22 protein-coding genes are annotated in these 23,222 nt (G+C 68.5%); 14 read left to right on the top strand and 8 right to left on the bottom strand.

Annotation, left to right across the window (positions count from 1 at the left end; genetic code table 11):
* The first annotated feature begins 57 nt into the window (after positions 1-57).
* The 5 genes from AORI_RS76245 to AORI_RS76265 all read left to right on the top strand — a co-directional run bounded on the left by AORI_RS76245 (position 58) and on the right by AORI_RS76265 (position 4,600).
* Positions 58-654 (top strand): PadR family transcriptional regulator, encoded by a 597-nt coding sequence (locus AORI_RS76245; RefSeq protein ID WP_016337324.1) that lies wholly within the window; start codon positions 58-60, stop codon positions 652-654.
* 87 nt (positions 655-741) lie between these two features.
* Positions 742-1,752, top strand: coding sequence for an ATP-binding cassette domain-containing protein (locus tag AORI_RS76250; RefSeq protein ID WP_016337325.1), 1,011 nt, complete (start codon positions 742-744; stop codon positions 1,750-1,752).
* A complete protein-coding gene (locus tag AORI_RS76255; RefSeq protein WP_016337326.1) occupies positions 1,742-2,506 on the top strand; it encodes an ABC transporter permease in 765 nt (254 codons plus the stop codon). The genes AORI_RS76250 and AORI_RS76255 overlap by 11 nt, the downstream gene beginning before the upstream one ends.
* Before the next feature lie 92 nt (positions 2,507-2,598).
* On the top strand, positions 2,599-3,213 hold the full coding sequence (locus AORI_RS76260; RefSeq protein ID WP_043849179.1) for a glycoside hydrolase family 25 protein: 615 nt from the start codon (positions 2,599-2,601) through the stop codon (positions 3,211-3,213).
* A 109-nt stretch (positions 3,214-3,322) separates the two neighbouring features.
* Positions 3,323-4,600 carry an aminodeoxychorismate synthase component I gene (locus AORI_RS76265; protein ID WP_016337328.1) on the top strand — a complete coding sequence of 426 codons (1,278 nt, stop codon included), beginning with the start codon at positions 3,323-3,325 and terminating at the stop codon, positions 4,598-4,600.
* Here the strand turns inward: AORI_RS76265 and AORI_RS76270 are convergent, their stop codons facing one another.
* Positions 4,601-5,560: a quinone oxidoreductase family protein gene (locus tag AORI_RS76270; RefSeq protein WP_016337329.1), complete on the bottom strand. Its 960-nt coding sequence runs from the start codon at positions 5,558-5,560 to the stop codon at positions 4,601-4,603.
* Between the two features lie 177 nt (positions 5,561-5,737).
* Between AORI_RS76270 and AORI_RS76275 the strand changes: the two genes are divergently transcribed.
* Positions 5,738-6,214 carry a QsdR family transcriptional regulator gene (locus tag AORI_RS76275; protein WP_228688428.1) on the top strand — a complete coding sequence of 159 codons (477 nt, stop codon included), beginning with the start codon at positions 5,738-5,740 and terminating at the stop codon, positions 6,212-6,214.
* Here AORI_RS76275 and rsmI read toward each other — a convergent pair.
* Entirely contained in the window at positions 6,211-7,047 is an 837-nt protein-coding gene (rsmI, locus tag AORI_RS76280) for a 16S rRNA (cytidine(1402)-2'-O)-methyltransferase (protein ID WP_016337331.1), read from the bottom strand. The genes AORI_RS76275 and rsmI overlap by 4 nt on opposite strands.
* A 68-nt stretch (positions 7,048-7,115) precedes the next feature.
* Here rsmI and AORI_RS76285 point away from each other — a divergent pair, with 68 nt between their 5' ends.
* Positions 7,116-8,687: a dolichyl-phosphate-mannose--protein mannosyltransferase gene (locus AORI_RS76285; RefSeq protein ID WP_016337332.1), complete on the top strand. Its 1,572-nt coding sequence runs from the start codon at positions 7,116-7,118 to the stop codon at positions 8,685-8,687.
* Positions 8,688-8,790: 103 nt separating this feature from the next.
* The gene (locus tag AORI_RS84485; RefSeq protein ID WP_228688249.1) at positions 8,791-9,342 is read left to right on the top strand and encodes a hypothetical protein; all 552 of its coding nucleotides are present in this window, start codon (positions 8,791-8,793) and stop codon (positions 9,340-9,342) included.
* 80 nt (positions 9,343-9,422) lie between these two features.
* Here the strand turns inward: AORI_RS84485 and AORI_RS76300 are convergent, their stop codons facing one another.
* Positions 9,423-11,192: a serine/threonine-protein kinase gene (locus tag AORI_RS76300; protein WP_016337335.1), complete on the bottom strand. Its 1,770-nt coding sequence runs from the start codon at positions 11,190-11,192 to the stop codon at positions 9,423-9,425.
* A gap of 147 nt (positions 11,193-11,339) precedes the next feature.
* On the opposite strand from AORI_RS76300, the gene AORI_RS76305 reads away from it, so the two are divergent.
* The gene (locus AORI_RS76305) at positions 11,340-13,247 is read left to right on the top strand and encodes a propionyl-CoA synthetase (RefSeq protein ID WP_016337336.1); all 1,908 of its coding nucleotides are present in this window, start codon (positions 11,340-11,342) and stop codon (positions 13,245-13,247) included.
* 109 nt (positions 13,248-13,356) lie between these two features.
* Positions 13,357-14,937 carry a family 20 glycosylhydrolase gene (locus AORI_RS76310; RefSeq protein WP_016337337.1) on the top strand — a complete coding sequence of 527 codons (1,581 nt, stop codon included), beginning with the start codon at positions 13,357-13,359 and terminating at the stop codon, positions 14,935-14,937.
* Between the two features lie 49 nt (positions 14,938-14,986).
* Here the strand turns inward: AORI_RS76310 and AORI_RS76315 are convergent, their stop codons facing one another.
* Together AORI_RS76315 and AORI_RS76320 are read right to left on the bottom strand one after the other, a co-directional pair.
* Positions 14,987-15,598, bottom strand: a complete 612-nt coding sequence (locus tag AORI_RS76315) for a TetR/AcrR family transcriptional regulator (protein WP_016337338.1) — start codon at positions 15,596-15,598, stop codon at positions 14,987-14,989.
* Entirely contained in the window at positions 15,588-16,283 is a 696-nt protein-coding gene (locus AORI_RS76320; RefSeq protein ID WP_043848398.1) for an MOSC domain-containing protein, read from the bottom strand. The genes AORI_RS76315 and AORI_RS76320 overlap by 11 nt, the downstream gene beginning before the upstream one ends.
* Before the next feature lie 39 nt (positions 16,284-16,322).
* Between AORI_RS76320 and AORI_RS76325 the strand changes: the two genes are divergently transcribed.
* Positions 16,323-16,895: a TIGR03086 family metal-binding protein gene (locus tag AORI_RS76325; RefSeq protein ID WP_016337340.1), complete on the top strand. Its 573-nt coding sequence runs from the start codon at positions 16,323-16,325 to the stop codon at positions 16,893-16,895.
* On the opposite strand, the gene AORI_RS76330 is transcribed toward AORI_RS76325, so the two are convergent.
* Positions 16,849-17,232 (bottom strand): DUF779 domain-containing protein, encoded by a 384-nt coding sequence (locus AORI_RS76330; protein ID WP_016337341.1) that lies wholly within the window; start codon positions 17,230-17,232, stop codon positions 16,849-16,851. The two genes, AORI_RS76325 and AORI_RS76330, sit on opposite strands and share 47 nt — an antisense overlap.
* Positions 17,232-18,755, bottom strand: coding sequence for an acetaldehyde dehydrogenase ExaC (gene exaC, locus AORI_RS76335; RefSeq protein ID WP_016337342.1), 1,524 nt, complete (start codon positions 18,753-18,755; stop codon positions 17,232-17,234). The genes AORI_RS76330 and exaC overlap by 1 nt, the downstream gene beginning before the upstream one ends.
* Before the next feature lie 105 nt (positions 18,756-18,860).
* Here exaC and AORI_RS76340 point away from each other — a divergent pair, with 105 nt between their 5' ends.
* From AORI_RS76340 to AORI_RS76350, 3 genes are all read left to right on the top strand, one after another.
* Complete coding sequence (locus tag AORI_RS76340) at positions 18,861-20,342, top strand: helix-turn-helix domain-containing protein (RefSeq protein ID WP_016337343.1); 1,482 nt, start codon at positions 18,861-18,863, stop codon at positions 20,340-20,342.
* 68 nt (positions 20,343-20,410) lie between these two features.
* A complete protein-coding gene (locus AORI_RS76345) occupies positions 20,411-21,211 on the top strand; it encodes an SGNH/GDSL hydrolase family protein (protein ID WP_016337344.1) in 801 nt (266 codons plus the stop codon).
* On the top strand, positions 21,190-21,747 hold the full coding sequence (locus AORI_RS76350; RefSeq protein ID WP_016337345.1) for a TetR/AcrR family transcriptional regulator: 558 nt from the start codon (positions 21,190-21,192) through the stop codon (positions 21,745-21,747). The genes AORI_RS76345 and AORI_RS76350 overlap by 22 nt, the downstream gene beginning before the upstream one ends.
* Here the strand turns inward: AORI_RS76350 and AORI_RS76355 are convergent.
* Complete coding sequence (locus AORI_RS76355) at positions 21,735-23,174, bottom strand: phytoene desaturase family protein (RefSeq protein ID WP_016337346.1); 1,440 nt, start codon at positions 23,172-23,174, stop codon at positions 21,735-21,737. The genes AORI_RS76350 and AORI_RS76355 overlap by 13 nt on opposite strands.
* Between the last annotated feature and the right edge of the window lie 48 nt (positions 23,175-23,222).

Consider the following 23,222-nt stretch of genomic DNA (forward strand, 5'->3'; position numbering starts at 1 on the left):
TTTAGCCTACGGACGTCGTCTAAGGCATTGTTGTCCGGGAGAGGATCGGAGGCCTCGGTGTCCGCCACGCGTCTGCTGGTGCTGGGTGTCGTGCGCATGTACGGCAAGGCTCACGGCTACCAGGTGCGGCGCGAGCTTCTCTCGTGGGCGGCCGACAAGTGGGGCAATGTCCAGCCGGGTTCGATTTACCACGCGCTGAAGAAGATGACCACCGAAGGCCTTCTGGAACAGGTCGAGGACCTGGAAGCGGACGGCGGGCCCGACAGGGTCGCGTACAGATTGACCGAAGACGGCGAAACCGAGTTCGTCGTGCAACTCGGCAGGGCGTTGTCGAGCGAGGACGCCACCGGGTACTCGCTCTCGGCGGCGGTCATCTTCATGCCGACGCTGCCCCGCGCACAGGTGCTGGCGTTGCTGAAACAGCAGTTGGCGAATATGGAAGCGCACGCCCAATCGACCCATTACGCCCGCGAACACGCCGTCGATCTGGGGAAACCGCCCCACGTGAGTGAGCTGTACCGCCTGTGGAGCGTGCACGCGGATGCGAACGTGACCTGGATGAGGGATCTGATCGGCCGTCTCGAAGCCGGCGAGTACGTGATGGCGGGCGAAGGCGCGGACGACGAAGCCGTGTTCGGCGCGCCACCCAAGTAATCAAATTTGACTACGGAACGACTCCTAAGGCAAAGTGCGTCCAGCCACTAGTCAAACTTGACTAGCTACGTACCGAAAGGAGTAGACATGATCAAGGCACGCGGCCTTGAGCGGCGGTTCCGCCGCAAGGGCCGCAATGGGGGCGAGGTCCACGCCGTCAAGGGCGTCGACCTCGACGTGTCGGCCGGGGAACTGGTCGGCTTCCTCGGACCGAACGGCGCGGGGAAGACCACGACTCTTCGCATGCTGACCACCCTGCTCAAGCCCACCGCCGGCGAGGCGACGGTCGGCGGCTGCGACCTGCTCGCCGACCCGCTGGGGGTGCGCCGGCGAATCGGCTACGTCGCTCAGGGCGGCGGCACCGCGCCGGCGAGCAAGGTGGTCGAGGAGATCGAGTTCCAGGGCAGGCTGTACCGGATGAGCAAGGAGGACGCGCTCGCGCGCGGAGCCGTCCTCGCCGAGCAGCTGGACCTGGCCGGGCTCGACCAGCGGACGACCGCGACGCTGTCGGGCGGGCAACGCCGCAGGCTCGACATCGCGCTCGGGCTGATCCACTCACCAGGGCTCGTCTTCCTCGACGAACCGTCGACGGGGCTCGACCCGCAGAGCCGGGCGAACCTGTGGGACCACATCCGCAGGCTGCGCGACGAGCATGGGGTCACGGTCTTCCTGACCACGCACTACCTCGACGAAGCCGACGCGCTCTCCGACCGGCTGATCGTCATCGACGACGGGAAGATCGTCGCCGAAGGCACACCGGACTCGTTGAAAGCGAGGGTTTCCGGCGACGGTGTCGTCATCGGGGTGTCACCGGATTCGGCGGAGGAGACCGCGGAGGTCGCGGGCCGCCTCGAAGGGGCGCACGAAATGACCGTCGCCGACGGCACCGTGCGTTTCCGGGTGCCGCGCGGCGACACCGCGATGCCCGAACTGCTGCGGGCGCTCGACGCGCGTGGCATCGCGATGACCTCCATGCAGGTGCACCGGCCGACACTCGACGACGTCTTCCTGGCTCTGACGGGCAGGAGCTTGCGCGACGCCGAAGAGAGCGAGCCGGTCGAAGCCGACACGGAGAAGGAGGCCACGCATGTTGCATGACACTTGGTTGATCTTCCGCCGCGACATGCTAACGGCGTTGCGCAACCCGACGTGGCTGGCCATCGGCATCATGCAGCCGCTCCTCTATTTGTTCTTCTTCGGGCCGCTTCTGGTGAAGGCGCTCAACGCGCAAGGGCTGTCCGATGTGGACGGCTGGATGATCTTCACTCCGGCGATCATCGCGCAGCTCGCGCTGTTCGGCGCCTCTTTCGTCGGGTTCGGGCTCCTCGCGGAGTACCACTCGGGCGTGGTGGAGCGGATGCGGGTCACACCGGTGAGCCGGGTGGCGTTGTTGCTGGGCAAGGTGCTCGCCAACGCGCTGCAGACCGTCGTCCAGGCTCTGCTCATCATCGCGCTGGCGTATCTGGTCTTCGACCTGAACGCGCCGTTCAGCGGCGTCGTGGTCAGCCTGGTGATCGTCTTCCTTCTGTCGGTCACGTTGGCGTCGTGCTCGTACGCGCTGGCGTTGACCCTCAAGAGCGAAGACACCTTCCCGGCTTTGCTCAACGCGGTTCTCATGCCGCTGCTGCTGCTTTCCGGAATCCTGATCCCGATCACCGCGGGCACGGCGCCGGATTGGCTGTACACGATTTCCCGTATCAATCCGTTCCGGCATGTGGTGGATGTCGAGCGGAACAGTTTCCGCGGGGACTTCTCGATGGACGCGCTGTTCACGGGGAGCGTCGTGGTGCTGGTCATGGCCGTTCTGGCCATCTGGTGGGGCTCGCGCACCTTCCAACGCGAAAACGCCTGAGACACGCTGTACCGAAAGGTCACCTTGCGGCCGCTCCGCGGACGTATGGTGACCTTTCGGTCGTACTGGGGCGAAATTCGAGGCAGGTGGGTTTGCTGGATCCGGAAGGCGAGCACGGCGTCACCCTGTCCCACCGTGAGACGGTGAAGGACTGGGCGGCGGTGCGCGGCGCCGACATCCGGTTCGCGTCGGTCACCGTCACCGAGAACACCAACTGGCGGGACGCCGCGGCGGAACGCAATCTGACCGGCGCGCAGCATGCCGGTATCCACACCGGCGCGCGGCACTACGCACGTCCTGGCGCCGTCCATGACCAAGCCGATCATTTCGTCCGGACGGCGAGCGCGCTCGGCGCCTTCGCGCCCGGTTCGCTCGCGCCCGCGCTCGAAGTGGAGGCGCCCAGCGTCGACGACCGGTTCATCAAGGCGTGGATCAAACACGTCAGGCACGCGGCGCGCATCGAACGTGTCCTGGTGTACGCGGGGCTCGACTGCTGGACGAACCGGTTGCGGCCGGACAAGTGGGCGGACAGCGAAGTGGTGTTGTGGCTGGTCAGGCACAACGAAATCCCCGGAAGACCGGGTTGGTTCCACTCCCGGCTGGGATTGCATCAGCACGGTTTCGGCGCCGGGCTGCCCGGTGTGGACGGACCGATCGCGCAGGACGCCGTGGTCTATCCCTTCAAACTGAACGACGTGCTCTTGTAGTTTCCGCTGCGTGACGAGGGATGCGCACGACGTCACCATGTGGTCGCGGATCTCACTTTCCGGCGGGCGCGGGTTGCTTTTCCGGTCACTCGAACGGCGACAATGTCGCGTGCGGTTGATGTGCCGGAAGCTGCGGACCGACGTCGGGCCCGAACGGGCACTGGCGATCCTCGGCGCACGCGCCGGGAAGCTCGGACTCGCACCGCCCGCCGCGCTTTGCGGAGAGTGGTTCTCTTCGCGCGCGGTCATCGCGCTGAACGCTTCCCTGACTCCTGTCCGTGACGTGGCCGAAGCGTTCTCGATCCCCACTCGGATGCCTGACGTTCGGGACGCGGTGCCCGGTGCGGTCGGGGGCGGCTGGTTCGGTTACCTCAGTTACGACCTGACCGACCCCTCGGGCCGTTCCGGCGCGCTTCCGCCGGCCGCGTGGGGCTGGGTCGACCGGGTTCTCCGGCTGGACACGGACGGGACGTGGTGGTTCGAAGCCCTGGTTCCCGACGGCGACCCGGATCCGATCGACGAGGTGTCCGCGGTGGAATCCGCGCTCGCCCAGCTTCCCGAAGCGACGACCTGGAGGTCGAGTCCGTTGTCGCGGCCGCTTCCTTCGGAACACTACGACGCCGTCAAGGCGTGCGTGCACGCGATCGAAGCCGGCGAGCTCTTCCAGGCGAACATCTGCGCTCGCTTCGGCGGTAGGTTCACGGGCGATCCGATCGCGTTGTTCGCCGAAGGCGTGCGTCGTCTGGGAGCCCGCCGGGCGGCATTCCTCACCGGAGACTGGGGCTCGGTCGTCTCGTTCTCCCCTGAGCTTTTCCTTGCCAGGCATGGACGAAGCGTTCGGTCGACGCCGATCAAGGGCACCCTGCCGCGACGGGACGCCGCCGACGAACACCTCGCGCGACGCCTTCGGGAATCCACCAAGGACGTCGCCGAGAACGTGATGATCACCGATCTCGTCCGCAACGATCTCGGCCGGGTGTGCGCCACCGGCAGCGTCCGGGTCCCCGAACTGCTCGCGGTCCGGCCCGCCCCGGGGGTCTGGCATCTGGAGTCCACTGTGGAGGGATCGCTCGCCGAGGGGATCGACGACGCGGCACTGCTCGCGGCCACGTTCCCGCCGGGTTCGGTGACGGGCGCGCCGAAGATCCGGGCACTGGACCTGATCGCCGAGCTGGAGCCCACCGCGCGCGGCGTCTACACCGGCGCGATCGGGCTCGCTTCGCCGATCGCCGGACTGGAACTGAACGTCGCGATCAGAACCTTCGAAATCCACGAAGACACGATCGCGCTCGGAGTCGGCGGCGGGATCACCGCCGACTCCGACAGCGACGCGGAATGGCAGGAATGCCTGCACAAATCCGCTCCGCTGGAGCGCCTGCTCGGCTGACTACTTGGTGGGGTCCAGCAGCAGCTTGCCCATCGTGCCGCGCGAACGCAGGGCCTCGTGGGCGGCGCGCGCGTCGGACAGCGCGTACTCTCCCCCGGCGACAGCGCGGACCCGGCCGGCGAGGGCCAGCTCGAAGAGCTCGTCGAGCGCGCGGCCGAAGACGTTGCCGGGAAGTTTGAACGCGTGCGGCAGCCACATCCCGGCCACAGTGGTGCTGTGCCCGAGGAGGTTGCGGGCTTCGATCGGCTTCGGGTTCTCGCGGCTGGCCATGCCGTAGAACGCGAGACGGCCGAACGGCGCGAGGGCCGCGATGCTCTGGTCCGTGACCGCACCGCCGGTCATGTCGAGCACGATGTCGACGCGTTTGCCGCCGTTCGCCTCGCGGAGCGCGTCGGTCATGTTCTCGGCCCGTGAATCGATGGCGACGTCAGCGCCCAGTTCGAGGGCGAGCGCGCGCTTCTCGTCACTGCTGGCGGTCGCGATGACCCGGCTCGCTCCCCAGGCTTTCGCGAGCTGCACGGCGATGGAGCCGACCCCGCCGGCGGCCGCGTGCACGACGACGGTTTCGCCGGGTTCGAGGTGGGCGCTCTTGCGCAGCAGGAGGGAGGCCGTCGTGCCCTGGACGATGAAGGAGAGCGCGGTCAGGTCGTCGACGCCGTCGGGAACGGCGTAGCTGGTGACGTCGTCGGCCACCGCGCGCTCGGCATAGCCGCCACCGCCGTTGAGCAGCGCGACGATCCGCTTGCCGTCGGCGGCGCGGCCGACGACCTCTCCACCGGGGACGAGCGGGAGCTTGCTCGGCGCGAGGTACGAGTTCTCGGCCTGATGGGTATCGGCGTAGTTGATGCCGATCCGGTCGACCTCGACCAGCCGCTGACCTGGGCCGGGGACGGGATCGGGAAGGTCGACGAGGTTGAGCACCTCGGGTCCGCCGAACTCGGTCACCTGTACTGCGCGCATCCGCTTCCTCCTCGTCGAGATGAGACATTCTTGCATATGTCTCATACGTGAGACATCGCCTGATATGTTTCACCCATCGAAACCGCACTCGAACGCCAGCTGACTTCACCGCGCCCGGACGCCCTGCGCGCGTTCACGATCGCGCGCGCCCGCTTCCTGGAGGGGCGCCGCGTGGACATGGGCGAACTGGCGAACGAGCTCGGGATCAGCCGGGCGACCCTGCACCGCTGGGTCGGCGGCCGGGATCAGCTGCTCGGCGAAATCCTGTGGTCGATGACCGTGGAGGTCTTCGAAGCGCGGTCTTCCGGCAAGCTCGGTCGCGGCGCGGAAGGGATCGCGGAGCTCGTCGGCACCTTCGTCCGCACCGTGAACGGCTCGAAACCGTTCCGGGAGTTCTTGCGCAACGAGCCCGAGCGGGCGTTGCGGATCCTGACGACGAAGGCCAGCGTGGTGCAGAGTCGCGCGATCGCGAAGATGCGCGAGTTCCTGGACGAAGAGGTCGAGGCCGGGCGGCTCACTCCGCCCCTCCCGGTCGAAGACCTGGCCTATCTACTGGTGCGGATCGGCGAATCCTTCATCTATACCGATGTCATCACCGGCGACGAGCCCGATGCCGGGAAGGCGCACGCGGCCGTGACGGCCTTGCTGTCCTAGCGCTTGCGGGAAGCGAGAACAGCGTCGTAGAGCTCCTTCTTCGACACCCCGGCCGCCTCGGCGACCTCGGCGGCGGCGGACTTGAGGCGTTCACCTGCCGAGACCCGCGAAGAGACCTCCGAGACCAGGTCCTCGACGCTCACCGAGCGCGGCGGCGCACCCGCGAGGACGACGGTGATCTCACCCTTGACCCCCTCGGCGGCCCAAGCGGCCAAATCCGGCAGATTGCCGCGTTTGACCTCTTCGTAGGTTTTGGTGAGTTCGCGGCAGACTGCGGCGCGGCGCTCGGGGCCCAAGACGTCGGCGGCGTCGGCGAGCGTGCTCGCGAGGCGATGCGGAGATTCGAAGAACACGGCCGTACGGGGCTCGTCCTTCAACGAACCGAGCCACTTCGCCCGTTCACCGGGCTTGCGAGGAGCGAAACCTTCGAAACAGAAACGGTCGCAGGGCAGCCCGGACAGCGCGAGCGCCGTGGTCACCGCGGACGGGCCAGGCAGGCAAGTCACGGCGATCTCCGCCTCGACACAGGCCGCGACCAGGCGGAATCCGGGATCCGAGACGCTCGGCATCCCCGCGTCGGTCACCAGGAGCACCGTCTCGCCGGCTTGAAGCGATTCGAGCAGTTTCGGCAGACGGGCGGTCTCGACGTCTTCGTAAAAGCTGACGACGCGCCCGACCGGCGAGACCTCGAGGGCCGCGGTGAGGGAGCGCAGGCGCCGGGTGTCTTCGGCGGCGATCACGTCGGCCGTCGCGAGGGCTTCGGACAGGCGCGGCGAAGCGTCACGGACGTCTCCGAGCGGGGTGGCTGCCAGCACGAGGCGTCCTTCGGTCATTCCCGAAGGTTAACCGGTTCGCAGATCCGGACACCGAGTTCACTCTTCCGCCCGTAGGATCATGCCCCGTGACCGCACTGCTGACCCGCGACAACGAGAGCGTGCGGCCGGATCCGGTCGACGCGCTCAGGCCACCGAACGACCGGGAGGCCACCCTCCTCGGCCGCGGCATGCCGACGGACCGCCTGCGCGGCTGGATCGTCACGCTGGTGCTGACGCTCATCGGCGGCATCGTCCGGATCCAGAACCTGGGAACGCCCACGGACAAGGGCACCCCCGTCTTCGACGAGAAGCACTACGTCCCGCAGGCGTGGCAGATGCTGCGCAACGGCGGTTACGAGGACAACTACGGCTACGAGCTGATCGTCCACCCGCCGTTGGCGAAGCATCTCATAGCGATCGGCGAATGGCTGTTCGGCTACAACGCCTGGGGCTGGCGGATCATGCCGGCGCTGGCAGGCACGCTGATCGTGCTCCTCACCATCCGGATCGCCCAGCGGCTCACGCGGTCGACGCTGCTCGGCGCGGTCGCCGGGATCCTGGTGATCAGCGACGGTGTCCTGCACCTGCAGTCACGCATGGGCATGCTCGACATCTTCATCGCGTTGTTCGTGCTCGCCGCGTTCGCCTGCCTGCTGTGCGACCGCGACCAGGTGCGGCGACGGCTCGCCGTGGCCGTCCGCGAAGGCTGGGTCGACGAATCCCGGTTCGGCCCGAAGCTGGGCTTCCGGTGGTGGCGGTTCGCCGGCGGCCTGATGATCGGGCTGACCTTCGGCGTCAAATGGTCGGCGCTCTACTACATCGCCGCGTTCGGCCTGCTCACCGTGTTCTTCGACGTCGCCGCGCGCCGGGCCGCCGGGGTGCAGCGACCTTGGGTCGGCACGCTGCGCCGCGACGTGCTGCCTGCCCTGTGGGCGATCGTCGTCATCCCGATCCTGGTGTATTTCGCCTGCTACTGGGCCTGGTTCGCGAGCGAGACCGCGACCGACCGCAACTACGTGGTGATCAAGGACATCGATCCCGGTTTCTGGGCCTGGATGCCGCCCGCGTTGCGGTCACTCGGCGACTATTCGATGAACGTGCTCGACTTCCACGCGAACCTGGTGACTCCCAAGGACAAGCCGCATCCGTGGGAGTCGAAGCCGTGGACTTGGCCGATGGGGCTGCGGCCGATGCTCTACGCGTACGCGGGCGGCACCGACGCGACCGGCTGCGGCGAGTCGACCTGTGTGCGGGCGACGATGCTGATCGGGACGCCCGCGATGTGGTGGCTGGCCCTGCCGATGCTCGGCTGGAGCGTGTGGCGGTCGGTCTTCCGCGCGGACTGGCGCTACGCCGCCGTGCTCGTCGGCTACCTCGCCGGGTTCCTGCCGTGGTTCACCAACCTCGACCGCCAAATGTACTACTTCTATGCGACGCCGCTGGCGCCGTTCCTGGTACTCGGGTTGACGCTGGTCCTCGGGCAGATCCTCGGGAGCGCGAAACGCGGCTTCGAGCGGCGAGGCACCGGCCTGCTAGTCGTCGCCCTCTACGTGGGACTCGTCGTGGCCAACTTCGCCTGGTTGTGGCCGATCCTGAACGGCAACGCGATCACGAACGAGCACTGGAACGCCGAGTTGTGGCTTCCGTCCTGGAAGTGACCACGGCCCGGCCTGCAACCTCGCGATTTTCCCGATTCAAGTGTGACACTTTCCCCTGAGTTGTTACTCTTCGCTGGTCGACAGCAGCTCTACAGGGGGCATCATGACGATCCGACCGCTCGGAGCGGCCTGTGCGGCCGCGGCGTTGTTCTTGATCGCGGGGTGTGAAGAGCAGACGCCGGGAACCGCGGCGCCGCAGTCCTCGGCCGTTCCGAGCACTTCCGAGGCTCCGGCCACCAGCACGACACAAGTCAGTGCTTCGCGGCCTTCGGCGACCGCCTCCGAGGCCACCACACCCGCCGCCGGTGGCGCGGTGGCGCACACGCCGGACGGGGCCGCGAGCGTGATGGAGCAGTACCACCACGCGCTGGGCGAAAAGGACCTCGAAACCGTCTGCCGGATCACCGGGCCGGCGTTCGACGGCGGGATGAAGGAGTGCCGTCAGCTCACCCCGATGCAGTTCGGGATGCTCTCGGCCGACGACGTGAAGAAGCTGAAGGCCACCCGCGTGGACCGGGCGAAACTGCAGAGCAAGGGGCCGGACAAGGTCGTCGTCCCGCCGGGTGCGATCGCGCCGCAGATCGCGATGATGGCGGCTCAGCCCAAGACGTTCACCATGGCCTGGCAGGGCGGGACCTGGGTCATCGTCGACTGAGAGAGCAAGGGACCTTTGCTACCACCTGTCTCGATGTCGAGATAAGTGGTAGCAAAGGTCCCTTGCTCTCTTTTCGCAGGTCAGCGCGGGTGGCGTTGAGGCTGCGGCTGCTGGTGAGGCTGCGGTTGCTGCTGCGGAGGGCGACGCGTCACGATCTGCGTCACCGGGCCGTCCGGCGACTTGCCCGCCCGGGCGAGCCAGCCTTCGACGTCGCGCCGCACGGCGGTGAGCGTCGGTCGGCGGCGGGGCTCCTGGTCGAGCGACGCGATGAGGATCCGGGCGTGGGCGCTGCGGTTCGGCAGCTTCGACACCGGTTCGGCGCGGGCGGCGGCCATCAGCGCGGCCATCGGGGTCTCCCGGGTGCCGCGCGGCGGTTGACCCGAGAGCGCGTAGCTGACCGTCGCGGCGAGCTGCCAGGCGTCCGACGCCGGGCTGGCCGGTGAGCCCATCGCCTGCTCGGGCGCGACGAAGTCCGGCGTGCCGATCATCATCCCGGTCGCGGTCATCTTCGAGTCGCCCTGACTGCGGGCGATGCCGAAGTCGATCAGGTGCGCGAGCCCGTTGCGGTCGAGGATGATGTTCGACGGCTTCAGGTCCCGGTGCAGCACGCCCTTCTCGTGCGCCGCCGCGAGCGCGCCCGCCATGGTCGACCAGAGCCGCCCGGCGGCGATGTCGTCGAGCGGGCCCTGCGAATCGACGATTTCGGCCAGCGAGCGCCCTTCGAGGTACTCCATCACCAGCGCGAGCCCGTCGGGCTCCTCGACGAGGTCGTACACCTTCACGCAGTTGGGGTGGTTAACCACGGCCAGCGCACGGGCCTCACGCTGCATCCGTTCCTCGGTGTCCCGGTCCGGCGCGTGCGCGATCTTCAGCGCGACGGTGCGGTTGAGCTGGGTGTCGACCGCTTCCCAGACCGTGCCGAAGCCACCGTGGCCGAGCCGCCGGACACGCTTGTAGCGGCTGCCACCGGAGTTACGCGAACCAGGGGGCGGCGGGATCGGGCCCGGGGCCGCGGCCAGCGCGGGAGGTTCGGGCGCCTGTGCCAGCGCGGTCGCCGGGTACTGCTTGGCGGGCGGGGGCGGCAGTTGCGGTTGCGGCTTCGGGGCGGGCGGCTCGGGGCGGTACGGCTCCACCTTCTGCCGGGGCTGCGGGTCGGGCCGGTTGATCACCGACCACGGCGGCGGACCGACGAGCGCGACCGGGATCAGGCCCAGCACGCTGAACGGCAGGAACCCGAGCCAGAAATGCACGGCCGTGTTCGCGCCCATGCCCACGCTCGCCAGCACCATCAGCACGAACGGGATCCAGAAGAACCGCGAAGGCCACTTCGGGCCGCGGCGGAACGCGGTGCGCGCCTGCAGCATCACGAACAGCAGCGACAGCGCGGGCAGCCCGACCAGCAGGATCAGGTAGAAGATGTAACTGAGCTGCATCCCGTTCGGGTAGAACAGGACCTCGTACACGTTCTGGCCGCGGCCGAGATACTCGCTCTGCTTGCCGATCAGCGGGCTGTAGTCGGCGTTGTAGGTCGCCAGATCACTGGCGGAGAAGCCGGATTGACCGCCCGATTTGGACGCGGCCTCCTGGTACGTCTGCGAAACCCCGGTGGCCAGCAGCCACGGCAGCAGGAAGACGGCGACGACGCCGATCCCGCCGAAGACCGACAGGGTCACCACGTCGTAGCGGTTGCCGGTGCCTTTGCGGATGATCGCGACGATCATCGCTCCCAGTGCGGGCAGCAGCGCGACCAGCGCTCCCGCGGTGCTCGTCGCCCACACCCAGTCCCCAGGCCAGATCCCTGGCCCGAACAGGCTGTGCGCGAACGAAAGCAGCGCGCTCGCTAGTCCCATGGACCCTGCTCCCCTCGCTCGTCGAGGCCGTTTCCGGCGGTTTTCCCCCTAGTCCAGCTTAGGACGCTCCATGCCCTCACAGGGTTGCCGGGTTGTCGCGGGCGTCTCTCCGCCGTTACCACCAGGCATCGGCCGGTCCGGAAGTCCATGATGGTCCGGTACCCGAACGCGAAGGAGCATTCGATGCACGCCGAGTCGTACCAGCGGAGCCTCGAAGACCCGGAGGGTTTCTGGCTCGAAGCCGCACAGGCGATCGACTGGACCCGCACGCCGACGCAGGCACTCGACGCGTCGAAGGCGCCCTTCTACCGCTGGTTCCCGGACGGCGAGCTCAACACGGCGTTCAACGCGCTCGACCGGCACGTGCGGGACGGCCGCGGCGAGCAGACCGCGCTGATCTGGGATTCGCCCGTCACCGATTCGGTTCGCCGGTTCACCTACGCGGAACTTCTGGACGACGTCGCGCGCTTCGCCGGCGCACTGGCCTCCCTCGGCGTCGGGAAGGGCGACCGCGTCATCGCGTACATGCCGATGGTCCCCGAAGCGGCGGTCGCGATGCTCGCGTGCGCCCGGCTCGGCGCCGTGCATTCGGTCGTTTTCGGTGGCTTCGCGCCCAAAGAGCTCGCGGCGCGGATCGAGGACGCGAAACCCAAGGTCATCGTCGCGGCGTCGTGCGGAATCGAACCGACGCGGATCGTCGAGTACAAGCCGATCATCGACGAGGCGCTCGCGGGAACCGCCCACCAGCCGGACAAGGTCGTGGTGCTGCAGCGGGAGCGCGCCCGCGCCGAACTGGGTGAGCGCGACGCCGACTGGGCCGAGCTGGTCGCGAAGGCCTCCCCCGCCGATCCGGTACCGGTCGCGGCCACCGACCCGCTGTACATCCTCTACACCTCCGGCACCACGGGGAAGCCGAAGGGCGTCGTGCGCGACACCGGCGGGCACGCGGTCGCGCTGGCCTGGTCGATGAGCGCGATCTACGACATCCAGCCTGGCGACGTGTGGTGGACGGCGTCCGATGTCGGCTGGGTCGTCGGCCATTCCTACATCGTCTACGCGCCGCTCCTGATCGGGGCGACGACGGTCATGTACGAGGGCAAACCGGTCGGAACCCCGGACGCCGGCGCGTTCTGGCGCGTCATTTCCGATCACGGGGTGAAGGCGTTGTTCACCGCGCCGACCGCGCTGCGGGCGATCAAGAAGGTCGATCCGGACGGCGTCGAAATCGAAAAATACCAGCTCAGCGGATTCAAGACGTTGTTCATGGCCGGTGAACGACTCGATCCGGAGACCTACCACTGGGCGCACGACAAGCTCGGCGTGCCGGTGATCGACCACTGGTGGCAGACGGAGACCGGCTGGCCGATCGCGGCGAATCCGCGCGGTTTGGAACCGATGCCGGTCAAACCCGGTTCCGCGACGAAACCGGTGCCGGGCTGGGACGTGCGAATCCTGGACCAGGCGGGCGACCCGCTGCCCGCCGGGCACGAAGGCGCCATCGCCATCAAACTGCCGCTTCCGCCGGGATCTCTGCCGACGCTGTGGCAGGACGACGAGCGGTATCGCGAGGCGTACCTTTCGCGGTATGAAGGCCACTACCTGACGGGTGACTCCGGATACGTCGACGAAGACGGCTATCTGTTCGTCATGGGCCGCACCGACGACGTCATCAACGTCGCGGGGCACCGGCTTTCGACCGGTTCGATGGAGGCCGTGCTGGCGTCGCATCCCGCCGTCGCCGAATGCGCCGTGATCGGGGTCCGGGATCAGCTCAAGGGGCAGCTTCCGCGCGGTTTCGTGGTACTGAAGTCGGGCACCGACGTCGACGCCGAGACCCTCAAGGCCGAATTGGTCGCGCTGGTGCGGCGCGACATCGGCCCGGTCGCCGCCTTCCGCGACGTGTCCATTGTGGACGCGCTGCCGAAGACGCGGTCCGGGAAGATCCTGCGCAAGACCATGCGCGGTATCGCCGACGGCCGCGACGAACAGGTGCCCTCGACGATCGAGGACGCGAGCGTTCTCGATGCCCTGAAAGCGGTTCTGCGCGGCGAGTGACCGGTGATCGGTACGGCGTACTGGTCCGATCGGGTGTTGTCGTGTTTGCCCTATTGGTCTATACCTCTAGAAGCAGAGAGTCTCCAGGTACCCCGACCGGAGGTGCTCCATGAGTAAACGCCTGTCCAGAACCGTGCTCGGCGTGGCCGTCCTGAGCCTCGTGACGCTCGGGCTGCCCGCCACGGCGAGCGCGGGACAGCACGCGAAGGCCGAACGGACCGTCACCGACGTCGTCCCCGCGCCGGTCGACGCGAAACCCGACCCCCGCGCGAACTTCCGCCTCAGCCCCGCGACCGTCATCCGCACCGACCGCGAAGGCAAGCAGGTCGCCGAGTACCTGGCAGGCCTGCTCCGGCCGGCCACCGGCTACCGGCTGCCTGTCGTCAGCGGCCACCGCGGCGGCGGCCCCGCCATCTCGCTCGAAACCGGTCACGCGAGCGGCCGCGTCGGCAGCGAGGGTTACCAGCTCAAGGTGTCGCCCTCCGGCGTGACCTTGAAGGCGAACACCGACGAGGGCCTGTTCCTCGGTGTGCAGACGCTACGCCAGCTGTTCCCGTCCGAAATCGAGTCGAAGACCGTCAAGAAGCGTTCGTGGGTGGTCTCGGGCGGCACGGTGCTCGACTATCCGCGCTTCGGCTACCGCAGCGCGATGCTCGACGTCGCCCGGCACTTCTTCACGCCGGACCAGGTCAAGCTGTACATCGACCAGATCGCGCAGTACAAGATCAACAATCTCCACCTCCACCTGACCGACGACCAGGGCTGGCGGATCGAGATCAAGAGCTGGCCGAAGCTGGCGACCGTGGGCGGCCAGACGGCCGTCGGCGGCGCCCCCGGTGGCTACTACACGCAGGAGCAGTACAAGGATCTGGTGCGCTACGCGGCTTCGCGGCACATCACGATCGTTCCCGAGATCGACATGCCGGGGCACACCAACGCGGCCCAGCACTCCTACGCCGAACTGAACTGCGACGGCAAGCCGATACCGCCGCGCACGGACATCGAGGTCGGCTACAGCTCGCTGTGCATCGGCAAGGACATCACCTACAAGTTCGTGGACGACGTCATCCGCGAACTGTCGGCGATCACCCCTGGGAAGTACATCAACATCGGTGGCGACGAGGCGCACTCGACCTCCCCGGAGGACTACCAGACCTTCGCCACGAAGGTGCACCCGATCGTCGCGAAGTACGGCAAGACGATCACCGGCTGGCACGACATCGCCAAGACGAACCCGCCGGTTTCGGCCGTCCCGCAGTTCTGGGGCACGACGGGTACCGACGCGAACGTCGCCGCGGCCGCGGCCCGGGGCAACAAGATCCTGATGTCGCCCGCGAACAAGGCGTACCTGGACATGAAGTACCACGCCGGGACGCCGCTCGGGCTGAGCTGGGCCGGCCTGATCGAGGTCAAGACCGGGTACGACTGGGATCCGGCCACGTACCTGCAGGGCGTGACGGAGAAGAACGTCATCGGCGTGGAGGCGCCGCTGTGGTCGGAAACGCTGATCACCAGTGACCACATCGAGTTCATGGCGTTCCCGAGGCTGCCGGGTTACGCCGAGATCGGGTGGTCGCCGAAGGATTCCCGGACCTGGGACGCCTATCGGCTCCGGCTGGCGAAGCAGAGCCCGCGGTGGGTTCAGCAGGGCATCGACTTCTACCGGTCCACGCAGGTCGACTGGAAGTAGCGCGCAATGAAAGGTCCCTTCCTTGCAAATTTTGCGAGGAAGGGACCTTTCATCGCACGGCCGCGGCGTCGAGGCGGGCGGTGATGGCGGCCCGAGCCAGCGCGTACGGCTCGGTACCGCCGAACATCACCGAATCGGCGTTCGCGGCCCGCCCCAGCGCGTTCAGTTCGAAGGCCAGCCGGTTCACGTCGACGGACTCGCGCAGGTGCCCGGCCTTCCGCGCCTCGATCGCGGTGGATCGGATGAACTGGGCGAAGGCCCGGCTCGCGTTCGCGACCGCGTCGTGCACCCGGCCGGTCCGCGCGTCGAATTCGGCGCCGGTGTTGAAGAAGAAACAGCCGCCCGGGAACACGCGACGTTCCGAGTAATCGAGCCAGTTCGCGCACAACGCGCGCAGCCGCGCGATTCCCTGCTCGACCTTCAGCGTCGGCTCGACGACGTTCTCCGCGAAGATCGCGCTCGCCGTCTCGACCGCCGCGAGCTGCAGTTCCTCCTTGGAGCCGAACAGGGCGAACACCCCGGATTTGCTCAATTCGAGTTCGGTGGCGAGCCTGCCGAGGGACAACCCGTCGAGTCCCTCGACGGACGCGATGTCGACGGCGCGCCGAAGCACGATCCGCCTCGTCGCGTCACCGCGGGCCACCCGGCCGTCAACCGGCATTCCGTTCCTCTCGCCGCCTCTTCGCCGATGCCAGGCCGTCACGGTACTGCCGGGAAAGCGCCGGCGCCGCGAGCACCCGGTCCAACAGCGCCCAGTACGCGTCCCGGCGCACGTCGTCGAGCTGGGCGACGTTGGTGAACGACGCGACGTACACCTCGGCGATCGTCGGATTCACCGGATCGCGTTCTTCGAGCGTCATACGTCCCGACGTGGGCACCACGCCCGTCCGCAGCACCCGCAGGTACCAGCCGCTGCGACCGGAATCGATCATCGCCGGGATGACGTCCTTGCGCCCGGTCTTCATCGCGAGTTTGAAGCACGGCGTCCGCGGCTGCGAGACCTGGACCAGCGCGTCTCCCCAGGCCCAGACGTCACCGACCCGGACGTCGTACTCGTCGGCGCCCGTCACCGAGGCGTTCTCCCCGAAATCCCCCGGCGACACCGGGAACCCCTGCTCCGCCCAGGCCGCGTAGTGCGTGGCCGGATAGACGTAGACCGCCTTGTCGACGCCGCCGTGGACGGTGCGATCGGCCTGGTCGTCACCGGCCAGATTGATCTCGTCCAATTCCAGGAACGGCGTCTCCACCCGCGATTTCGCGATGGCGCTGTACACCGGCACGTCACGCTTCGTCCCCAGCACGGACGGCTGCCCGACGAAGACCTCGTTCACTTCAAGAGTGCTCACACCTAGAAGATAGCACGACCGTTCGTATACATTGCCGCCATGGATCTCATCGCACTCACCACCCGGGCCCATCAAGCCACCAAGGACACGATCGCCGGAATCGGCGCGGACGACTGGGACCGCTCGACCCCCTGCGCCGAGTGGACCGTCCGTGACATCGTGAAACACCTGATCGAGGGGCACGATTCGCGCACCGCGGAGGCGACCGGCCACCCGATGAAGGCCCGGCCGTCAGCCGACGAGGACCTCGCCAAGTCCTACGAAGAGAGCTCCGCCGAGTTCCTCGCGGCCTTCGACACCGAAGCGCTGGAGAAGACCTTCGATTTCGGCAACTTCGGCCCGCTGCCCGGGAAGAACGCGATGGCCGTGCTGTTCGTCGACACGCTCACCCACGACTGGGACCTCAACACCGCCCTGGGCCGCGAGCACCGCTGGGACGACGAGCTCGCGATGGCCGCATTGAAGGTGGCGAGCCGCTATCCCGACGTCTCGCCGGTGCGCGGGCCCGGCGGCGCCTTCGACCACGCTGTCGAGGCACCGCCGGACGCCGGGCCCGGCGCACGGCTCATCGCGTTGCTGGGCCGTTCAGCTCAGCCGACTCCTCGTCGCTGAACAACCGCGACCGGATCAGGAAGCGGACCCCTTCGGGCGCCTCCAAGGAGAATCCGCTCCCCCGGCCGGGGACGACGTCGATGGTCAGATGCGTGTGCTTCCAGTACTCGAACTGGGGACCCGACATCCACACCGGAACGTCGTCGATTCCGTCGACGCTCAGGTCACCAAGGTGGACGTCGGACGCCCCGGTGCGGAATTCGCCCGCCGGGTAACACATCGGGGCGCTCCCGTCGCAGCACCCGCCGGACTGGTGGAACATCACCGGTCCATGGAGTGACACCAGTCGCCGCAGCAGATCCGCGGCGGCCGGTGTCAAGCCGACCCGCTCGGCCATCAGAAGAACCCGAGCGCACTGTCCGAATAGGACACCAGCATGTTCTTGGTCTGCTGGTAGTGGTCCAGCATCATCTTGTGGTTCTCGCGCCCGATCCCGGACGCCTTGTAGCCGCCGAAGGCCGCGTGCGCCGGGTACGCGTGGTAGTTGTTGACCCACACCCGGCCCGCCTGGATGTCACGGCCGGCGCGGTAGGCGGTGTTGCCGTCGCGCGACCAGACACCGGCGCCGAGGCCGTACAGCGTGTCGTTGGCGATCTTCAGCGCGTCGGCGTAGTCATCGAACCTGGCCACCGAGACGACCGGGCCGAAGATCTCCTCCTGGAAGATCCGCATCTTGTTGTCGCCCTCGAAGACCGTCGGCTGCACGTAATACCCGCCGGACAGTTCGCCGCCGAGGTCGCTGCGCTCGCCACCGGTGAGGATCTTCGCGCCTTCCTTCTGCCCGATGTCGATGTAGGAAAGGATCTTCTCCAGCTGGTCGTTCGAGGCCTGCGCGCCGATCTGCGTCTCGGTGTCGAGCGGGTGCCCCTGCTTGATCTTCTTGACCCGCTCGACGGCGTCGCCGAGGAACCGGTCGTAGATGCCGGACTGGATCAGCGCCCGTGACGGGCAGGTGCAGACCTCGCCCTGGTTCAGCGCGAAGAGCGCGAAACCCTCCTGCGCCTTGTCGTAGAACGCGTCGTTGGCCGCGGCGACGTCGTCGAAGAAGATGTTCGGGCTCTTGCCGCCGAGTTCGACGGTGACCGGGATGATGTTCTCGCTGGCGTACTGCAGGATCAGCCGCCCGGTGGTGGTCTCGCCGGTGAACGCGACCTTCCGCACCCGGCTGCTCGACGCGAGCGGCTTGCCCGCCTCGACGCCGAAACCGTTGACGATGTTCAGCACGCCCGGCGGGATCAGGTCGCCGATGAGCGACATCAGCAGGTGGATCGACGCCGGGGTCTGCTCGGCGGGTTTGAGCACGATCGCGTTGCCCGCGGCCAGCGCGGGCGCGAGCTTCCAGACCGCCATCAGCAGCGGGAAGTTCCACGGGATGATCTGGCCGACGACGCCGAGCGGCTCGTGGAAGTGGTACGCGACGGTGTTGTCGTCGATCTGGGAGATGCCGCCCTCCTGGGCGCGCAGGGCGCCGGCGAAGTAGCGGAAGTGGTCGATGGCCAGCGGGATGTCGGCGGCCAGGGTCTCGCGGACCGGTTTGCCGTTCTCCCACGATTCGGCGACGGCGATCGCTTCGAGGTTCTGTTCCATCCGGTCGGCGATCCGGAGCAGCACGTTCGCGCGCTCGTCCACCGACGTCCGGCCCCAGGCCGCGGCCGCGCCCTCGGCCGCGTCGAGCGCGCGGTCGATGTCGGCGGCGGTGCCGCGGGCGACCTCGGTGAACACCTGTCCGGTCACCGGGGTCGGGTTCTCGAAGTACTGACCGCTCGCGGGCGGTACGTACTCGCCTCCGATGTAGTGGTCGTAGCGCGACTCGTAGCTGACGACGCTGCCTTCGGTGTTCGGTGCCGCGTACTTGGCCATCTTTCCTGCCTCATCGCTAGGGGTGGCGGATGACGGCGAAGCTAGGGCGGGTGAGGTTGCACGCACGTTGCAACGAAGTGAGCCCGGTCACCTATTCTCGGAAACGTGGCAGAGCGGCCCGCTGGAGAGTCGTCGCCGCGTGACCCTCAGGCGTACGCGCGGCTGCTGAAGGACGTCCACGACGCCGTCCTCTCCGGCGTTCCCGCGCCGCGTTCCCCCAGGTCGATCGTGTCCGCTTCGTGGAATCGCTCGCTCGCCGCGCACGTCGATCCGGACACCGGCGTCGCCCCGCTGGTCTACGACTCCGGCGAGGTGAACGGGCTGCGCGACGAGCATCCGCTGGCCCCGGTGCTGCCGATCCTGCGGCAGACGCTGGTGAGCATCGCCGACGACGCCGAGCACATGATGATCGTGACCGACGCGGCCGGGCACATCCTGTGGCGGGAAGGCGCCGCGGGCGTGCTGCGGCGCGCGGACGACGTGATGCTCGCCGAAGGCACCCGCTGGAGCGAGGACGTCATCGGGACGAACGCGATGGGCACCACGCTCGCCACCGGGGAGCCGGTGCAGATCTACTCGGCCGAGCACCTGGTGCGGACCTATCACGGCTGGACCTGCGCGGCGGCGCCCGTGCGCGATCCGGAGACCGGCGCGCTGCTCGGTTCGATCGACGTCAGCGGTCCGCTGCGGACGGTCCATCCCGCGATGCTCGCGCTGGTCACGGCCGCAGCCCAGCTCGCCGAAGGCCAGCTGCGGGCCCGGCTCGCGATGCGCGACGAGCGGCTGCGGGCCGCGAACATGACTCACCTGGAAGCGTTGCGCGGCGCACCGGGCGCCCTGCTCTCGGCGAAGGGCCGCGTGCTGGCGGCCGAATCCTGCGGCGACCTTCCCTCCACTGTGGACATCCGGCCCGGCGGCGGCGCGGTCACCCTGCCCGATGGGCGGCTGGGCACGGTCGAGCCGTTGAGCGAGGGCTACCTGCTGCGCCTGCGAAACCGGGGCACTTCGCGGCGTCCGCGGCTGGCGCTGGAGTTCCTCACGGACGGGCCGCCATCGACCACAGTGGACGGTCGCGAGGTGCCGTTCACCTTGCGGCACGCGGAGATCCTCACACTACTCGCGCTGAACCCCGGCGGCCTCTCGGCGGAACGGCTGGCCCTGCTGCTTTACGGCGAGAGCGGCAATCCGGTGACCGTGCGCGCGGAGATCCACCGGCTTCGGACGCAACTCGGCTCGGACATCGTACAGACGCGGCCGTACCGGCTTTCCGCCGACGTGGACGCCGACTTCCTGCGGGTCCGCGCGGCGCTCAAACGCGGCGACGTCACGGCCGCGTCGGAAGCGTTCCGCGGTCCGCTGCTGGCCGAATCGGAGTCGCCAGCCGTGCGCGAGGAGCGTGAGGCCGTCACCGCGTCGGTCCGGCGGGTCGTGCTCGGCAGCGGGGACGCGTCGGCGCTGTGGTCGTACTGGGAGACCCCGTGTGGCGCCGACGACCTGGAGATCGTCGACGCGCTGTGCCGGGTGCTCCCGGACGGCGATCCGCGGCGCGCCGTCGTCTTCACCCATCGGAACCGTCTCGACCGCTGAGTAGACAGCGTCTACATGAGTTTGATAGACAGTGTCTACAAGGTGAACTCGTGGTTACGGAGATCTGGATGGGCTACCAACGTTTCGTCGCGCTCGGCGACAGCTGCGCCGAGGGGCTGGCCGATCCGCATCCGTCGGGCGGTTTCTACCGAGGCTGGGCCGACTTCGTCGCGCACCGGCTCGCTGAGGAAGAGCCCGGTTTCCGTTACGCCAATCTCGCGGTCCGCGGGCGCAGGCTCGACCAGATCCACGCCGAGCAGACCCCGGCGGCGACCAGGCTTCAGCCCGATCTGATCGCTTTGTTCGGCGGCGGCAACGACGTGATGAGCCGGGGCTGGGACGCGCGCACGGTCGCCCGCCGCGTCGACACGGCCATCCGCGCCTGCACCGAGATCGCGCCGCGGGTCGTCACCTTCACCCTCAGCGACATCTCCCACCGCATGCCGATGGGGCACCGTATGCGCCCGCGCATCGTCGCGCTGAACGACGCCGTCCGCGAGGCGTCCGTCAGCTACGGCGCGACGCTGGTCGACCTCTGGCAGGACGACGCGGCGCACGATTCCCGCTACTTCGGCCCGGATCGGCTGCACCTGTCCGAACAGGGCCACCGGCGTCTGGCCGGGCACGTGCTCGGCAAGCTCGACGTCACCCACGACCCGGCCTGGCTCGCGCCGCTGCCCGGTTCGGCCGGACGTCCCGGCCTGCGCGCTGATCTGCGCTGGCTGACCAGGGAGGTCTTCCCGGTCGCGGTCAGCCGGTTCCGCAACCGGCTCATCGGCCGCCAGCCGGGTGACGGCTTCCTGCCGAAACGTCCCGACCTCCTGCCCGTTCTCGAGGAGACCCGGTCGTGGGCGCCCGAACCCGCCTGATCGACACCGCGGCGACCCTGCTGGCCGAGGAAGGCGTCGGCGCCGTGACGCTGCGCGGGATCGCCAAGGCCGCGGGCGTCTCGCACGGCGCGCCGCTGCGGCATTTCACCGGTCGTGCGGCCTTGCTTTCGGCGGTCGCCACCCGCGGCTACGTCGAGCTGCTGGAACGCGGCGCCGACCTGCCGGCCGGGACACCCCGAGAGCGGCTCATCGCGGCCTGCCACGGCTACCTCGATTTCGCGCTGGCCAATCCGGCGATGTTCGAGCTGATGTTCCGCCGCGATCTCATCGATCCGGACGATCCCGAGCTCACGCGGGTGAGCAGCGCGGTGTTCGACTTCTTCGCCGCGTTGGTCGAGGACGTTCAGGAAGGCGGCTGGCATCCCGCGACCGATCCGCGGCTGCTCGCCTCGTCGCTGTGGGCGTCGCTGCACGGCCTCGCCCAGTTGTGGCTCTGGGGCGGGCTGGCGGGCGCGAGCTTCGCGCCGTCACCGGAGCGGGCGCTGGCCGTCACGTTGGACGCCTACCTGGACTGAAGCACGCGTTCGAAGTCCTTACCCAGCACGGATTTCGCGGCGTACCAGCCGCCCATCCCGTGCACGCCGGGGCCGGGGGCCGTCGCGGCCGAGCACAGGAAGACACCGCCGAGCGGAGTCCGATGCGGATTCCACCGGGCGACCGGCCTGCCGAGCACCTGCCGCAGATTCACCGCGCCCGCCGCGACGTCACCGCCGGGGTAGTTCGCGTTGTAGGCCTCCAATTCCGGCGCGGTGACACAACGGCTCGCCAGGATCGTGTCGGAGAATCCGGGCGCGAACCGTTCGATCCGCCGCCGGACGAGATCGGTGACGTCTCGCGGATCCCCGTGCGGCACATGGCAATACGCCCACACCGGCCGCTTGTCCGGCAGCCCGCGGGACGGGTCGATCCTCATCGGATCCGAGACGAGCACGAACCGGTCGTCCGGTTCTTCCCCGCGCACGATGGCGTTTTCGGCGGCGTACACCGCGTCTCGCGGGCCTCCGAGATGGACGGTGCCCGCCTTGCCGACCTCCGGCGCCGCCCATGGAACCGGTTCGGACACCAGGAAGTCGACCTTCGCCGCACCCGGTCCGTAGCGGTAGGTCTCCAGCGCCCTCCGGTATCGCGGCGGCAGCAGATCGCCGGCGATTTCGAGGAAACCGCGCGGGGCGATGTCGAGGATCACCGTGCGCGACTTCGACAATCGCCGCAGGTCGGTGATCCGGCTGCCGGTGTGGATCCGTCCGCCGCGCGCACGGAGATCGGCGGCCAGCGCCTCGGTGATGGCCTGGCTCCCACCGCGGGCGATCGGCCAGCCCGTCGCGTGCGCGAGGTGACTGAGCAGCAATGTCGCGCCGGCCGCGGCGAGTGAGGGCTGACGGCTCATCACGTGCGCGGAAACCCCGGCGAGCAGCGCGGGCGCTTCCGGGCCGGTGAACAGGCGGCGCTCCGAACCGGACGCGAGCAACGCGATCCTGGCCGGGAGAAGGGCGGCCGCTCGCGGATCGCGAGGCGGATGGCGAAGGTCGCCGAGCATCAGGTCGGCCACTTCGCGGCTGCGTTCGGCCAGCGGACCCATCAGGCGGCGCCACCGGGGGCCGTCCGCGCCGAGGGCGTCACAGGTCCGGTCGAGGTCTTCGTACGCGAGACCGGCCCGGTCACCGCCAAGGGGATGCGCGTACGCGATCTCCGGCCGGAGAAGGTCGACACCGTGCTCGGCGAGGCCGAACCAGCGGAAGAACGGAGACGCCGCGGCCAGCGGATGTCCGGTGGCGCAGATGTCGTGACGGACCTCGTCGTCGAACAGCGAAGCCGTGCGTGTCCCGCCGCCGATCTCTTCCGCCGCCTCGTGCACCTCGACCGTCAGCCCCGCCCTGACCAGCACGACCGCCGCCGCGAGCCCGTTCGGGCCGGAACCGACCACCGACACGTCGACCGACATACCGCCCCCTCACCGGGATCCGGACCGCTCGCCCGAATATTGTCGGAC

Source organism: Amycolatopsis keratiniphila, from assembly GCF_000400635.2.
Lineage (GTDB): Bacteria > Actinomycetota > Actinomycetes > Mycobacteriales > Pseudonocardiaceae > Amycolatopsis > Amycolatopsis keratiniphila.